The organism is Nocardia sp. NBC_01377 (assembly GCF_045040005.1).
Taxonomy (GTDB): domain Bacteria; phylum Actinomycetota; class Actinomycetes; order Mycobacteriales; family Mycobacteriaceae; genus Nocardia; species Nocardia noduli.
Map to the genome: position 1 here is coordinate 2,435,099 of NZ_CP109566.1, position 14,055 is coordinate 2,449,153.

At 65.8% G+C, this 14,055-nt stretch carries 13 protein-coding genes; 9 read left to right on the forward strand and 4 right to left on the reverse strand.

Features of this window, described 5'->3' with window-relative positions:
• The first annotated feature begins 402 nt into the window (after positions 1-402).
• Together OG225_RS11020 and OG225_RS11025 are read left to right on the forward strand one after the other, a co-directional pair.
• Positions 403-1,053, forward strand: a complete 651-nt coding sequence (locus OG225_RS11020; RefSeq protein ID WP_254189130.1) for a TetR/AcrR family transcriptional regulator — start codon at positions 403-405, stop codon at positions 1,051-1,053.
• A gap of 156 nt (positions 1,054-1,209) precedes the next feature.
• Entirely contained in the window at positions 1,210-1,590 is a 381-nt protein-coding gene (locus tag OG225_RS11025; protein WP_405181574.1) for an inorganic diphosphatase, read from the forward strand.
• A 47-nt stretch (positions 1,591-1,637) separates the two neighbouring features.
• Here OG225_RS11025 and OG225_RS11030 read toward each other — a convergent pair whose 3' ends face one another.
• Entirely contained in the window at positions 1,638-2,525 is an 888-nt protein-coding gene (locus OG225_RS11030; protein WP_405181575.1) for a YihY/virulence factor BrkB family protein, read from the reverse strand.
• 263 nt (positions 2,526-2,788) lie between these two features.
• Between OG225_RS11030 and OG225_RS11035 the strand changes: the two genes are divergently transcribed.
• The 5 genes from OG225_RS11035 to OG225_RS11055 all read left to right on the forward strand — a co-directional run bounded on the left by OG225_RS11035 (position 2,789) and on the right by OG225_RS11055 (position 9,396).
• The gene (locus OG225_RS11035) at positions 2,789-4,312 is read left to right on the forward strand and encodes a carboxylesterase/lipase family protein (RefSeq protein WP_405181576.1); all 1,524 of its coding nucleotides are present in this window, start codon (positions 2,789-2,791) and stop codon (positions 4,310-4,312) included.
• Between the two features lie 155 nt (positions 4,313-4,467).
• Entirely contained in the window at positions 4,468-5,271 is an 804-nt protein-coding gene (locus tag OG225_RS11040; protein ID WP_405181577.1) for a HEAT repeat domain-containing protein, read from the forward strand.
• A 22-nt stretch (positions 5,272-5,293) separates the two neighbouring features.
• On the forward strand, positions 5,294-5,557 hold the full coding sequence (locus tag OG225_RS11045) for a hypothetical protein (protein WP_405181578.1): 264 nt from the start codon (positions 5,294-5,296) through the stop codon (positions 5,555-5,557).
• 231 nt (positions 5,558-5,788) lie between these two features.
• Positions 5,789-7,633, forward strand: coding sequence for an ATP-binding cassette domain-containing protein (locus OG225_RS11050; protein ID WP_405181579.1), 1,845 nt, complete (start codon positions 5,789-5,791; stop codon positions 7,631-7,633).
• A complete protein-coding gene (locus OG225_RS11055) occupies positions 7,630-9,396 on the forward strand; it encodes an ATP-binding cassette domain-containing protein (protein ID WP_405181580.1) in 1,767 nt (588 codons plus the stop codon). Before OG225_RS11050 ends, OG225_RS11055 begins: the two co-directional genes overlap by 4 nt.
• A gap of 82 nt (positions 9,397-9,478) precedes the next feature.
• Here the strand turns inward: OG225_RS11055 and OG225_RS11060 are convergent, their stop codons facing one another.
• Complete coding sequence (locus OG225_RS11060; RefSeq protein ID WP_405181581.1) at positions 9,479-9,940, reverse strand: Lrp/AsnC family transcriptional regulator; 462 nt, start codon at positions 9,938-9,940, stop codon at positions 9,479-9,481.
• Between the two features lie 93 nt (positions 9,941-10,033).
• Here OG225_RS11060 and OG225_RS11065 point away from each other — a divergent pair, with 93 nt between their 5' ends.
• Complete coding sequence (locus OG225_RS11065; protein WP_405181582.1) at positions 10,034-11,623, forward strand: MFS transporter; 1,590 nt, start codon at positions 10,034-10,036, stop codon at positions 11,621-11,623.
• A gap of 153 nt (positions 11,624-11,776) precedes the next feature.
• Here OG225_RS11065 and OG225_RS11070 read toward each other — a convergent pair whose 3' ends face one another.
• Both OG225_RS11070 and OG225_RS11075 read right to left on the reverse strand, forming a co-directional pair.
• On the reverse strand, positions 11,777-12,037 hold the full coding sequence (locus OG225_RS11070; protein ID WP_405181583.1) for a hypothetical protein: 261 nt from the start codon (positions 12,035-12,037) through the stop codon (positions 11,777-11,779).
• Between the two features lie 355 nt (positions 12,038-12,392).
• Entirely contained in the window at positions 12,393-13,352 is a 960-nt protein-coding gene (locus OG225_RS11075) for an SDR family NAD(P)-dependent oxidoreductase (protein ID WP_405181584.1), read from the reverse strand.
• A gap of 104 nt (positions 13,353-13,456) precedes the next feature.
• Here OG225_RS11075 and OG225_RS11080 point away from each other — a divergent pair, with 104 nt between their 5' ends.
• A complete protein-coding gene (locus tag OG225_RS11080; RefSeq protein ID WP_405181585.1) occupies positions 13,457-14,047 on the forward strand; it encodes a TetR/AcrR family transcriptional regulator in 591 nt (196 codons plus the stop codon).
• Positions 14,048-14,055: the final 8 nt, after the last annotated feature.

Genomic DNA, 14,055 nt, shown 5'->3' on the forward strand with positions numbered 1-14,055 from the left:
TCGACGAGGCATCTGCCGATCGCGTCATCGGGCTCGGCGTCACGCCTGTCGACGGAACCCTGACCGCACATTCGACACAATGTAGCTGGCAGCGTTTACCTTGTAAACTGAGCAGATCAGGTGTGACATTTCCGGATTTCCACACCGCGGCGCAGTCGGTCGCTTCCGTGCGTCCGGAGGGTCGGGGCGTCGCCGATGAACGATGCTTGCCCCGTTCCCTACGGCGTTGCCAGTTGGGTCACCTGTGATCGTTGAAATACTCTGGCCGTGGTCTTGCTTCAACGCGCGCAGTGAGGAGATGTCCTGGTGGACGATCATCACGACGGTCGTGTCGAGGATCCGGCGACGCGGCCGGGCTCTCGCGAATCACGGTCGGGTGAGCGCCACGAATCGCGTGCGCCGTTGAGTCGCCGTCTGATCTTGGAATTGGCGATCGACCTCGTGGATCAGGAAGGCCTGCGCAAACTGACCATGCGCAGACTCGGCTCGGCGTGCGGCGTCGAAGCGATGGCCCTGTATCGATACGTGCACAGCCGCGAGGATCTGCTCAGCGGCATGGTCGACCTCCTGGTCGACGATCTACACGCCGATCAACTCGCGGCCCGACGTCAAGAGGACGGCTGGCAGGACTTCCTGGTGCGCTTGGCGCACGGTGTGCGTCAGATCGCGCTGGACCACCCCGAGTTGTTTCCGCTGGCGGCGACTCGCCCCCCGGAAGCGCCGTGGGTGCGGCCCCCGTTGCGAAGTCTGCGGTGGATGGAGACTTTCCTGGAGACGATGCTCTCCTACGGGTTCGATGACGAGGCCGCCGTCGCGGCCTATCGCTCCTACACGACATTCCTGCTGGGGCAACTTCTGCTCGAGGTCGCGGCCCGTACCTCCCAGGAGACCGTTGCGACGGAATCGGTGGCCTCTCCGGTACGGGAGTTGTCGGACTATCCGAACCTGCATCGGCTGCAAACGTTGCTGTCCCAGGACCACAGTGCCGCGGAATTCGAAGACGCCCTCGAGGCGCTGTTGGACCGGCTCGAGCGTCAGGTCGACGTCCAGTAGAGGACCCCCTTCCCCTTGGTGCCGCTCACCAACGAAATGGGCGGTGATCCCCCGCACACCGTCGTGCGACGCCCTCTGCGCCGTGCTCGGGACCGATACGCTTGCCCGATCGAACGATCAGGCCGCAGCGGCACCTCCGGCGGATAGCCTCGAACGGTGACCGACCCGCGCCCGCTCGCCGAATCCGCATCACTGACTCTGGCACGTCAATTCCTCGGTCGCACAGTCGATCTCACCATCGACCGGCCTTACGGAAGTCGTCACCCCACCTGCGAATTCCTCTACACCGTGAACTACGGATTCGTTCCCGGCACGCTCGCGCCCGACGGCGAGGAACTCGATGCCTACTTTCTCGGCCCCACCGAGCCCATGACCTGCGCAACCGGAACATGCGTCGCGATCGTCCACCGTCTACACGACGATGACGACAAGCTGATCGTCGTCCCGCCCGACGGCCTCCACCTCGATGACTCGGCGATCGCCATCGCAGTCGAGTTCCAGGAAGAACCCGGGCACTACGTCATCGTCCGGTCCTGACCGGTCGGCCCGCGCCGGTAATCGTTGCGGAATGGAATGCCCGCTCACTACGGTTCGTCGCGTTGGGGCAGGATGGGTTTCTCGTCGGCGGAACCGCCTTGCTGAATCCGCCGCCCTCGCGCGAGTTCAGCGTCGAATTGGGCGCCGAGCAGGATCGCGATGTTGGTGAGCCACAACCAGACCAGGAAAACGACCGCCCCGGCCAGGGATCCGTAGACCTTGTTGTATGTGCCGAAATGCGTTGCGTAGAAGGCGAATCCGGCCGACGCGGCGATCCACAGCAGGACGGCGAGCGAGCTACCCGGTGTCAGCCAGTGGAACCCGAGCTGGCGAGCGTTCGGTGCGGCCCAATACAGCAGGGCGAAGGCCAGATTGACCAGGATCGCCATCACCGGCCACTTCACGATCCCCCAGACCGTCACGCCGACCGATCCGAAACCCATCCATTGCCCGACGGTTTCCGCGATCTGGCCGCTGACCACGACCCCGACGGTGCATATCGCGACCAGCAGCACGATGACGGCGGTCAGAACGATCTGCAAGGGAACGGTTTTCCAGAGGGGTCGGCCTTCCTCGGTGTCGTAGATCGAGTTGACCGCGCGCACGAACGCCCCGATGTAGCCGGAGGCCGTCCACAGTGCGATCACGATGCCGATGATCGCGATCGGACCGGCCAGCGACCGTGAACGCTGCAGTTCTTCGAGGACCTGCACGATCACCGAATTGTCACCGTCGCCGACCTGGGTGATGGTGTCGATCAAGGACTGGGTCGCCTCGTGTCCCGCCAAACCCAGCAGTGCCGACAGCACGATGATTCCGGGAAACAGTGAGATCACACTGTAGTAGGTCAACGCGGCGGCCCGATCGGTGAGATTGTCGCCCCAGAGTTCGGAGACGGTGCGGCGCAACACCCCCCACCAGATAGGGCGGTGCAACGCCCAAGGACCTCTGATTCGCCGGTGCCGAACAACCGGATCTGCCGTGATATCCGACATCGACCAACCTCTCGCTCACACCGGCAGATACCCGTCGAACACCAGGTGAAACGGGTGAAAAGGGAGGTTGCTCTCGCGGCTCGGCGTGTCGGCAGCGACCCGCCCGCAGACACGGGGGCGAGAGGGGAAGGGTCCTTAAATGGTTTGCGCCCGATCTTGCGTGCGGGGATGCTCGGTCGAACAGTCATCGAGAGGAACGTGAAATGGCCGCAGTCGGCACGCCGTCCGAGTCCGAGCCGCAGGTCCGCACGGCGGCCGGTGTGTTGGGCGGTCGGCGGGAGGCGGGACTGGCGGTCTTCCGCGGCATCCCGTTCGCCGAGCCGCCGGTAGGCGACCTGCGTTTCGCCGCGCCCCGGCCGGTTCGAGGCTGGGAGGGGGTGCGACCCGCCGTCACCTATGGCCCGCCGCCTCCGCAGTCCGCGGTACTCGCGGTGGCCGACAGCGTCGCCGGAGACGACTGGCTGACGGTCAATGTCTGGACGCCGGAACCAGATTCGGCCTCCGGACTTCCGGTGATGGTGTGGATTCCCGGCGGCGGTTACGCTATCGGCAACTCCGGCCTGCCGGATTACGACGCCGGAAACTTGGCCGCGACCGGGACCGTGATCGTGACCCTCAACTACCGTCTCGGTATCGAGGGTTTCGCCCAGATCGAGGGCGCCCCGGCCAACCGTGGACTGCTCGACCAGGTCGCGGCCCTGGAGTGGGTGCGCGACAACATTCGGGTGTTCGGCGGCGACCCCGACCGGGTGACGGTCTTCGGACAGTCCGCGGGTGCCGGATCGGTCGCCGCGCTGCTGGTGATGCCGCGCGCGGCCGGGCTCTTCCGTCGGGCGATCGCGCAAAGCGTGCCGGGCACGTTCTTCGCTCCCGAACTGGCGACCGACCTCACCGCGGCCTTCGCCACCGAACTCGGAGTGGCGCCCACGGTGTCGGGGCTGTCGGAGGTGCCACCGGACCTGCTGCCCGCCGCGGGCGACGAGGTTTTCGCCAAGATGGACCGGTGGCGGGAGCGCTGGGGGCAGATCACCCTCCGGCCGATTCCGTACGCACCGGTCATCGACGGTGACGTGCTGCCCACGACCCCCTGGCAGGGGCTGGCCGACGGCGCCGCCCGCGACGTCGAGCTTCTCGTCGGACACACGCGCCACGAGCACCGGCTGTTCAGCCTGATCGACGGTGTGCTCGGACAGGTCACCCCCGAACAAACCGAGACCGCGCTGCACGTTCTCACCGCAGGCCCGGACGGTGCGCGCCGCTATCGCGAGGCGTTCCCGGACGCCGACGACGAGGAACTCTACGAAATGGTCAATGCCGACTGGCTGTTCCGCATGCCCAGCGTCGCGCTCGCCGACGCCCGGATCGCGGGCGGCGGCCGGGTCCACCTCTACGAGCTGACCTGGACCGCCCCCGGCATGGGAGGCGCTCTGGGGGCCTGCCACGGTCTGGACGTGCCGCTGGTCTTCGGTAACCTCGACAGTGGGCGGACCGCCATGCTGATCGGCGACCCGCCCCCGCCGGAGGCGGCGGAACTCTCGGCGCGCATACGCGGGTCGTGGACGGCATTCGCCGCGCACGGCGACCCGGGCTGGCCCGCGTACGACGCCGATCAGCGCCTCACCCAGATCTTCGACACGCCGTCGACGGTCACCGCCTACCCGGAGGAGACCTCGCGGCTGCTGTGGCGGGATTTCACCTTCCCGGCGCTGCCGCTGCACGCGCAGTGAAAATATTCGCCCGCGGCCGAGAGCGACGGTGCGGCTCGGTCTCGGCGTTCGACGCTGGTCCGGCTGGAAGCCGTGTACCGGCACATATGCGTTCGAGCTGCGCCGACGCCCCGAGCGTGGCAGAGGAAGAGATCACCGCCAGGTACCGTTGGGCGGTGAACCCAGCTGATGCGCGTCGCCTGAAAGACGGTGAGCTCGAGACCCGCGAGGAAAATCTGCGGCTGCTACTCGCGCGGGCTGGTGACGGGGACATATTCGCCGAGGAAGCGCTGCGCGCGCTCGTGCGCGACTATCCCGACTACCACCGGTCGCTCTACAGTCGCGCGTTGAACCGGGCCGAGGTCTTCGGCGACGACACACTGAAGGCGCCCCTGCTCGCATCCCTCGGCGACTCTCGGTACAACTGCCAGGCGTGGGCGGCGATGGGCTGCGCGGCGCTCGGCTTCCGCGAGGCGGTTCCCGGCTTGGTCGCGATGCTGGACCACTCACAACAGATGGCCCGCGACCAAGCGGTGATCGCGCTGGGCACCCTCGGCGACGAATCGGTCGTCCCCGCACTCACGCCCCTGCTGCACGACTCGATCGCGGGAATGCGCGAACGCGCCGCCGAGGCCCTCGGCATGATCGGCGGCGATGCGGCCCTGGCCGCACTATGGGACGAATTCGAGAACCGCAAGTACTTCCGCATCGGCTATATCGCCAGCGCGCTGTCCCAATTCGCCCCCGACGTGATCCCCAGGTTGTGCGCGGCCGCCGAGAGCGGCGACCCGGACCAGCGATACTGGGCGGCTGTCGCACTCGGTTCGACCGGCGACGATCGTGCGGTGCCGACACTGGAACGGTTGATGGCCAACGACCGGGGCTCGACGGTCTTCGACGGCATGGTGAGCGTGGCCGCGAAGAAGGGCCTGCGCACGCTACGGCGAATCCAAGCCGCGATCGCAGCGCGCGAATCCTGATACGCGGCTGTAGTCGCCCGTGGTGGCGAAATCTCTCTGGAACGGGCACACTCAGCTGTTCGTGGTCGGTGCGCTGACCGGCAGGTTTCTCACGACATCCACATCGACGATCGAGTGGGCGCTCGCCCCATCGTCCCCTCATGCCAGGGCACGATTCGTGCAACGCTTCGGGCTCGCCACCGATTTCACCATCGCGGAGTTCACTCGCGTTCACTGCGCCCACATAGAGCTCGTCGACCTGGCGACACTCGTTCCGTCCTTGGCACTTCCGCCGGAGCTGATCTGACCACGACGCTTTCGCTCGAGGTGAAACCCGGCGGGCATTTCGTGGTACCGCGCAGTGGCGTCCGACCCTGAGTTGCGTCGCCGCGAATTATCGGTCGGTGCAGCTGTTTTCGTCATATTGATCGAATCCGTTGTCTGTGTCGGCCCGTGACCCGAGCATTGGTTGTCGTGATCGGTGCCCACCGACTTCTCGCGATGCGGGTCGGGTACGGATCGGGAGGGGGACTTCGGAATGGCCGAGGGCGGTTTCGATCCACGGTGGCAGCGGGGAGCGCTGTCGCCGCGGACAGCGGTCGAGCTGTTGCGCGAGCGGGTGGCGTTGTTAGGGCTGCTGAGGCCGGTTCCGTGGCCTGTGCTGCTCGGATACATCCTCGTCACGGCTACCTCGGTGTTGGCGCCGACAGGGGTGGCCCTGGCGACCGCGGCGCTGATCGGAGCATTGAAGCCGGGTTCCTCATCGCTTTCGCTGCCGGTGGTCGCGGTCGGGGTGCTGATCGTGTCGGCGGAGGCGGCGACCGCGCTGCGTTCGGTGTTGAACCTGAGGATCACCGAGGTCGTGGACGGGAATATCCGTTCGGCGGTCCGTCGCGCCGCCGGAGGAGCGACGCCGTTCGCTGTGGTCGCGTCGGTGGCGTTTCAGGCCGATGTGGGCCGCGCGTGCGACCCCGGGGTGACGGCGCGTAACCGCACCGCGGGTGCGGCCTGTACCGGGCAGTTGCTGTTGGTGTTCCGGTTCCTCGGTGCCGCGGTGGGCACCGCCGTGCTTGCCGTGTTCGATGTGTGGTTGGCGTTGTTCGTGCTGATCGCGGCCCTGACTGCCCGCATGCTGGTTCGGCGGCAGTGGATCTATCTGACGAGACTGCAGTCCGATACGACGGCGGAATTGCATGAACGTGATGCCCTGGGACGCTTGCTCACCGATGAGCGCGCCGCCAGAGAGCTGCGCGTGCTACGGCTGTACGACTGGTTCATCGACCGGTGGTCGGAGATCGCGAACCGGCACCGGCGCAGGTTCTCGGTGGCGCACTTGCTGGTGATCCGCCGCCAATACGTGACCACTGCTCTCGCCTTCACCCTTGCCTTCGCGGGATTCGGATTCCCCGGATTCGCCGCGGCCACCGGCGATCTCGGTCTCGTGGGGCTCACCGCCTGCCTCGTCGCAGTGACCGTGGTTTTCGAGATCGCCGCCATGGGCTTCGAGGCGTTCGACATCGACTACGGGCTGGCGGGCTTTCACGCCTACCAGCGAATCAGTGCGACGACGGCGAAGGTCCAGGTATCCGGGCACCCGGCCGACCCGAATCCGGATCCCGCGGCGGCGATCCGGTTCGTACAGGTCGGGTTCTGCTATCCGGGTTCGTCGCGCCGAGTGCTCGACGGGGTCGACCTCGAGATTAGGGCGGGTCAGACCTTGGGCCTGGTCGGCATCAACGGCGCGGGCAAATCGACGCTCACCACGTTGCTCACCGGCCTGTACGCGCCCACCACGGGCCGGATCGTCCGAGACGGCCGACCCTACCCGCCACCGGAGCGCCCCGATGTCGCGGTGGTGAACCAGAACTTCCTGCGGTATCCGCTGTCGGTGCGGGAGAACATCCGCCTCGCTCTGACCGACGATCCCGGCGACGACGAACTGGTACTCGACTGCTTGGCCAAGGTCGGGCTCGTGGATCACCTACGGGCCAAGGACATCACGCTCGACGATCCGCTGTGGACCGCGCGTGGCGGCAGGGTCGGATTGTCGGGTGGGCAGTGGCAGCGCGTCGCGTTGGCGCGTGCTCTGTTCGCGGTCGCTAAGGGCAGCACGGTGGTCGTGCTCGACGAACCGACTTCGCAACTCGATGTCGAGGCCGAACTCGGCTTCCACGAGCAGGTGTTGTCGGTCCTGGCCGATGTCACCGTCGTACTGATCACCCACCGCCTGTCCACGGTTCGCCACGTCGACCGGATCGTGCTGCTGTCCGAAGGACGCATCACCGAGGACGGCAACCACGACACCCTCATGGCCACCGATGGCGCCTACGCCCGCCTGTTCCGAATACAGGCCGAGCGCTTCGGCGAGGAGGTGCGCGCGTGAGCACGGCACGAGAAATACTGAACGCGCTGAAACTCGGGTATCGCGTCGAGCCTCGAATGTCGGTGCTGGCGGCGTTGCTGTTGCCCTGTGCGATGGCCAACACCGTCCTCGCCGCCCTCGGCCAGCGCTGGCTGGTGAACAGCGCGAACGCCGCGATCCCGTGGGAAGCGGTATTCGGGGCGGCGCTGGCAGCTCTCGGGCTCGGGGTGAGCGGTTCGCTGACCCGCGTGGTGACCAACCTCCGTAATCATCTGGCCCACGAGTCCGGGCGGGCATTGGCCCGAGAGGCGTTCGTGCTGGTCGCCCGCCGCCGTGATCACGAACTCCTCTCCGACAGCGCCTATGCCGACGACGTCGAGATCTTGCGCAAACACGCGCTCACCCTGGGCAACCTGGCGTGGACCGGAATCCTGCTGGCAGGCCAAGCGGTGAGTATCGCGCTCTCGCTGGCACTGCTCGTGAGCGTGCATCCGGCGCTGGGGCTGACCGCGCTGCTGGTATTGCTGCCGATCGGGTTGGCGATGTGGACCCAGAACCGGATCCGCTCCGCCGACGAGAATCTGACCAACCGACTGCGCCAGGAACGCGAACTTCACGCCGCCTGTACAGAATCCGAGCGAGTCGGCGAACCACGAACCTACGGAGCATTACCCCGACTGGATTCGTACGCATCCCGCGTGTGGGAAGAGGTGTCGGTGCGCCGAGCGCGGGTGCGGTTGTGGGGAGCGTTGGTCACCATCGCGGGGTGGGTGGTCTTCGGTGCGGGACTGGTTCTCGGCCTGACCGTGCTGGCAGACCAGCTGAGGGCCGGGGCGGCCACCCTCGGCGACGTCATCCTCGTGATCACGCTGATCACCGGAGTTCGACTTCAGATCTCCCACAGTCTGTTCGAGATCGAGGCCGTCGCCGAAGGCATCTCCGCCGCGCACGCCATGAGTCGAGTTCGAGCCGCATCGGTCCCGACGGACCCCACCGGCCCCGGCCTGCCTTCACAACTGCGCGACGGCATCACCATCGACAACGTCTCCTTCGACTACGCCAACGGCGTCCACGCTCTCCACGACGTCGACCTCACGATCCCGGCGGGTTCGGTGGTCGCGGTCGTCGGGCTCAACGGCGCGGGCAAATCCACGCTGGTGGACCTGCTCACCGGCACGCTGCGCCCCACCAGCGGCCGCATCCTGCTCGACGGCAACGACCTGTCCACAATGGACCTCGACCACGGCCCGCGCAGACTCAGCGGCGCCTTCCAGGACTTCCTGCGACCACCCGTCCTCGCGGGTGAAAGCGTCGGGATCGGAGACCTGGACCATCTCCACGACGAGCCCGCCGTGTGGCGAGCGATAGATCGGGCCGATGCCGGATCGGTGTTCGACGCGCTGCCCGAAGGATTGCGCACCCCCTTGTCGCTACAAGACGGAGCGAGCCTGTCCCACGGTCAGTGGCAGAAGTTGGCCATCGCTCGGTCCGCGATGAACGACGCTCCGCTGATCATCGCCCTGGACGAACCCACCTCCGCGCTCGATCCACAAGCCGAGCACGACCTGTTCACCCACTACGTCCAGCGGGCACGCGATGTGACAGCTCGGCAGGGCACCATCACCCTGCTGGTCTCGCACCGCCTGTCCAGCGCGCGGTTGGTCGACCGAGTCCTGTCGATCGAGAACGGCCGAGTCGCGGAGTACGGCACACACGAGCAACTCATGAACCACAACGGCCGCTACCGGCAACTGTTCGAAGACCAACAAGCTGCCTACAGCTGACGGAATTGATACTGCCCCAATAGGATCCGATGTCAGGTCCTGGGTCTGTCTCTCGTTCGGCAGACGGGAACGGGTGTGAGATTCAGACGCTGGGTGGTAGGCCTCGCTTGGTCTTGGGGCTGCTGAACACCAGATTCGTGGTGACATGGCCGAAAGTGACCAGCCGGTCGGCCAATGATTCGAGGTCGGTCATCGACTGGGCGATGACCTCGAGCAGGAAGCAGTCGTCTCCGGTCAGGTGATGCGCTTCGAGGATCTGAGCGGTGTTGTCGAGAAACTCGTGGAAACCCTTTCCCGTGCCGACAGTGAGGCGTAGGCGGATGAACGCGGTGAGGGGGTAGCCGAGGGCGGCGGGGTCGATGATCGCTGTATAGCCTTGCAGGACACCGAGTTCGGTCAGCCGCCGCACACGCTCGGCGGTCGAGGACGGCGACATCGCGACCGCGCGCCCGAGGTCGGCGATGCTGATGCGCCCGTCCTGCTGAAGCTGTTGCAGAATCGCATTGTCGGTGGAATCGAGAGATGGCCGTTGATTCGATGACACCGATCTGATGGTACCGGTGTTCCGACGGCAAATGGTGGTATTCTCCGTTGATCAGTGGTTCATGAAGCGGGTTCCCGGCGCGACGATAGTGCCATGAACAACGCCCCCGCGCGTCGCGCTGAACTCGCGCTTGCCGCGAGTTTTCTGTCCGCCTTGATGTTCGGGCTGGAGATATCCAGCGTTCCTGTAGTCCTGCCGCTGGTCGGCGACCTTCTGAACGCAGAGTTCACCGATCTGCAGTGGATCATGAACGCGTACACGATCGCAGGCGTCGTCGTCCTGGTCGCGGCGGGTGTATTGGCTGATCGCTATGGTCGTCGCCGCGTATTCCTCACTGCTGTCACCGTTTTCGGGATAGCGTCGGCGCTGTGCGGATTGGCGCCGCAGGTTCCGGTTCTCATCGGTGGACGGTCGCTACAGGGTGTGGCCGGCGGGGCGATGATGATCTGCGGCCTGGCTATTCTGTCGCAGCAATTCCGCGAAGGACGCCCACGTGCTCGGGCCTTCGGGATATGGGGGATCGGTCTCGGCTTCGGACTCGGCTTCGGTCCGATCATCGGCGCCGGGCTGGTCGCTGTGGCGGGGTGGCGATGGGTATTTCTCGTGCATGTCCTGCTCGCCGCGCTCACTCTCGTGCTGATCGCCTTCGGGGTTCGGGAATCCTGTGAGGCCGCCCGGGGCTACCTCGACATCCCCGGCATGGCGACACTGAGCGTCGCGCTGTTCGCTCTCGTCTTCTACATCACCCAGGGGCCGACCGTAGGGTTCGCCAGCCCGCTCGGAATTGCGGTGCTGTGCTGTGCTGCAACAGGATTCATCGCATTCATCCTCATCGAGCTACACGTCGACCGGCCGATGGTTCCGTTGACGTTGTTCGGCATCCGACCGTTTCGTGGCGCACTACTGGGCGCGGTGGGCATGAACTTCAGTTTCTGGCCGCTGATCGTCTATCTCCCCATCTACCTCGAACGCGGACTCGGCTACGACGTCGCTACCGCATCCGCCGTGCTCCTGGCCTATACCTTGCCCACCTTCGTGCTCCCGCCCTCGGCCGAGCGGCTCGCGCTGCGCTTCGGAGCGCGCACGATGATTCCGATCGGCTCGGCCGTCATCGGCGCGGGGCTTTTCCTGCTCTACCTGGGAAGTGCGGTGAGCCAACCGAGTTGGATGACCATCCTGCCCGGGGCGCTGGTCGCGGGAGCCGGGCTGGGACTGACCAATACGCCAGTCACCAACACCACCACCGCCTCGGTTCCCGAGTCACGTGCCGGAACGGCCTCGGGAATCGACATGACCGCACGACTGACCTTCTTGGCGATCAACATCGCGATCATGGGATCGGTGCTCATGACCGGCATCACCGCCGGCCTGCGCGCAAACCTGCCCGGCCTGTCCGAGGATCGACTTCGGGATCTCGCTACACGGGTGACGAACAACGAGGACCTGGCACCGCTGATGGATACCGCCGGAGAACTTCCCGCCGGTGAACCGAGCCACAGTTGGATGACGAGCGCCGTCACCCAGGGTTTCGGCCTGGCCACGCTCTACGGTGCTATCGCGGTCGCAGCACTCGCGGTCGCGAGCTGGGCTGCCTTCGCGGAGTCGTTCTCGGCTGGGCGGCGGCGACCACGGCTGAACCTGTTACGTCGACAATCCGTTCACGAGCAGTCCCGAACAGGGTAGCGTGCCGATCTGCGAGGGACCCGTCCCCGGCGCCATGTTCGCGTTGGTCGCCGTCCGGACGCGGAGGCAACCGGAATTCATGCTATCGCGACACTCACAGGGTCGGGTGATCACCGATCACGCGGCGTGTACCACCGCGTATTCCAGTGAGGTTCAGTGTTCTCGGTAGAGGTCGGCGCGGTGGGACAGGCGTTCGGTGAACGAGGATTCCCACGCCTGTTCCTCGGTTTCGTCGACCACCACGGGAACGCGTCGAGAACGTGAAGGTGATCTCTGGTGTCGAACCTCGGCCACAGCGGGACCTGACTGCTGAGCCAAAAGTTTTGTGTTCCAACCGATGTAGGCCTGCGCGGTCATTCCCGCACAGTCCGCGGCCTCTTGCAGAAGCCGCCAGTCGTTTTCGTCGATCGTCACGGTGACTGTGACGTCCCTGATCGCCATACCCCACACTAATCACGCTTCGCGATCCGCGCGCTGGGTTACACGCCGACAAATCCGAGTTCGTCGTGCGCCATTCGTGCAGGGCCCGGGTTCGGTCGACTCGCCGGTGTGGTCGGCCACGCCGCGAATCCGAGCCTGCTCACCGTGTCGAATTCGATCGAGAACAATATTTCGTTCGTGAACATGTACGTCAGTGAATTCGCTGATGTCGACGGCTCCGGGGTCTTGCGTGGCTCTGAATCCGGGCTGTCCCCATCGGGTCGATGTGGGATGGAATCAGTTGGCGGGCTGTGTGCTTCGTCGAGAAGCCCCGCTTCCTCGGCTTCTGCTACTCGACGTGTTCCGCGGCGGTGATCATGTCATGCGAGGCATGCCAGAGCCGGGATGCGTGTTGAGGGTCGAGCGCGTAGGCGGCAACGCCTCGTCGGATGCCGGGCTGGTGCGGGACGGCTTGGTTGCAGTCTTCGAAGTAGGTTCCGGTGACGGCCTGGACGACTGGGGACGCGGCGAGCAGGACCGAGGTCGCGGCGCCTTGTTCGACGGTTTTCCAGGATACGTCGGTGCTGGTGGGGTCGAACGACGCCGGGGCAGAGGCGATGTCGCCGATGTGACGGGCGAGATTGGTTGCGGTGATCCGTCCGGGGTTGAGGGCGTTGACGGTGATCGCGTCGTCGGCCCAGCGCCGTGCGGCTTCGACGGTGAACAGGATGTTCGCGGTCTTGGATTGGCCGTAGGCCGTCCACGGATCGTAGGGGCGGTGGGTGAAGTGGATGTCGTCGAAGTCGATGTCGCTGTTGAGATGTCCGACGGAGCTGACCACGACGACGCGGGCGTTCCCGGCCGCCGCCAATGCGTCGTGCAGTCCGGTGGTCAGGGCGAAGTGGCCGAGGTGGTTGGTGGCGAACTGGAGTTCCCAGCCCCGGGGTGTGCGGGTTTCCGGTGGTGCCATGATGCCGGCGTTGGCGACGAGGATATGTAGTGGGCCGTTCCACGCGGTGACGAAGTCGGTGACCGACGCGGGGTCGGCGAGGTCGATGTGGGCGTATCGGATGTTCGGGTTGTCGGTGTCTTCGGCGATGTCGGTGGCGACGCGTGCGGCGGTTTTCGGGTCGCGGGCCGCCAGGGTCACGTCGGCGCCCGCGCTTGCCAGCGCGCGGGCGGTTTCGACGCCGATGCCGGACGCGCCGCCGGTGACGATGGCGCGTCGCCCGGTCAGGTCGATGCCTTCGATGACCTCGGCTGCGGTGGATCGGGCCCCGAACGGGATGGTGACGAGAGTGCTGTTCATTGCGGAACCTTTCGACACGTACAGTAAACGGAGCTGACTCCGTTTACTCGTCCACTGTAAGCGGAGATGGCTCCGCTTACAACCGCTGTGCATGGGGAGACGTGATGACCGATCGTTCGGGACGGCCACTGCGAGCGGACGCGCGCCAGAATCATCAGCGACTGCTCGAGGTCGCCGCGGCGGCGTTTGCCAGAGAGGGGACGGGGGCTTCGCTCAAGGCGATAGCCGAGGAGGCGGGTGTCGGTATCGGGACCCTCTACCGGCGGTTTCCGACCCGCGAAGCGCTGGTAGAGGCGGTGTACGGCAACGAGATCGCTCGGTTGTGCCGGTCGGCGGAAGTGTTGGCCGCCGAGCTTTCGGCAGTGCGGGCTTTGCGTGCCTGGATGGGGCAGTTCTTGGATTTCATGGCCGCCAAACACGGGATGGCGGACGCCCTACGGGTCGTTCTGGCCACCGACGACGACCGTATGCGCACCCGCGGACTACTACGAGACGCGCTCGCGACCCTGCTCGATGCCGGACGCGCCGACGTCACGATCCGCTCCGGAGTGGACGCCTATGACCTGCTCATGGGTTTGGGCGGGATCGCCCTGATCACCGAGAGCGTTCAACAGGAGGGTCTCGCGCCACGCCTGCTGGATTTGCTCATCGACGGGGTACGGCCGAACCGGGTGGAGGGGATACCGCCGGACTGACCGTAACG

What these genes read in the sequence shown, in the direction of transcription:
- OG225_RS11035 (WP_405181576.1), top strand. Translation starts at nt 2,789, where the DNA reads ATGGCCGCAGTCGGCACGCCGTCCGAGTCCGAGCCGCAGGTCCGCACG.
- OG225_RS11050 (WP_405181579.1), top strand. Translation starts at nt 5,789, where the DNA reads ATGGCCGAGGGCGGTTTCGATCCACGGTGGCAGCGGGGAGCGCTGTCG.
- OG225_RS11065 (WP_405181582.1), top strand. Translation starts at nt 10,034, where the DNA reads ATGAACAACGCCCCCGCGCGTCGCGCTGAACTCGCGCTTGCCGCGAGT.
- OG225_RS11075 (WP_405181584.1), bottom strand. Translation starts at nt 13,352, where the DNA reads ATGAACAGCACTCTCGTCACCATCCCGTTCGGGGCCCGATCCACCGCA.
- OG225_RS11080 (WP_405181585.1), top strand. Translation starts at nt 13,457, where the DNA reads ATGACCGATCGTTCGGGACGGCCACTGCGAGCGGACGCGCGCCAGAAT.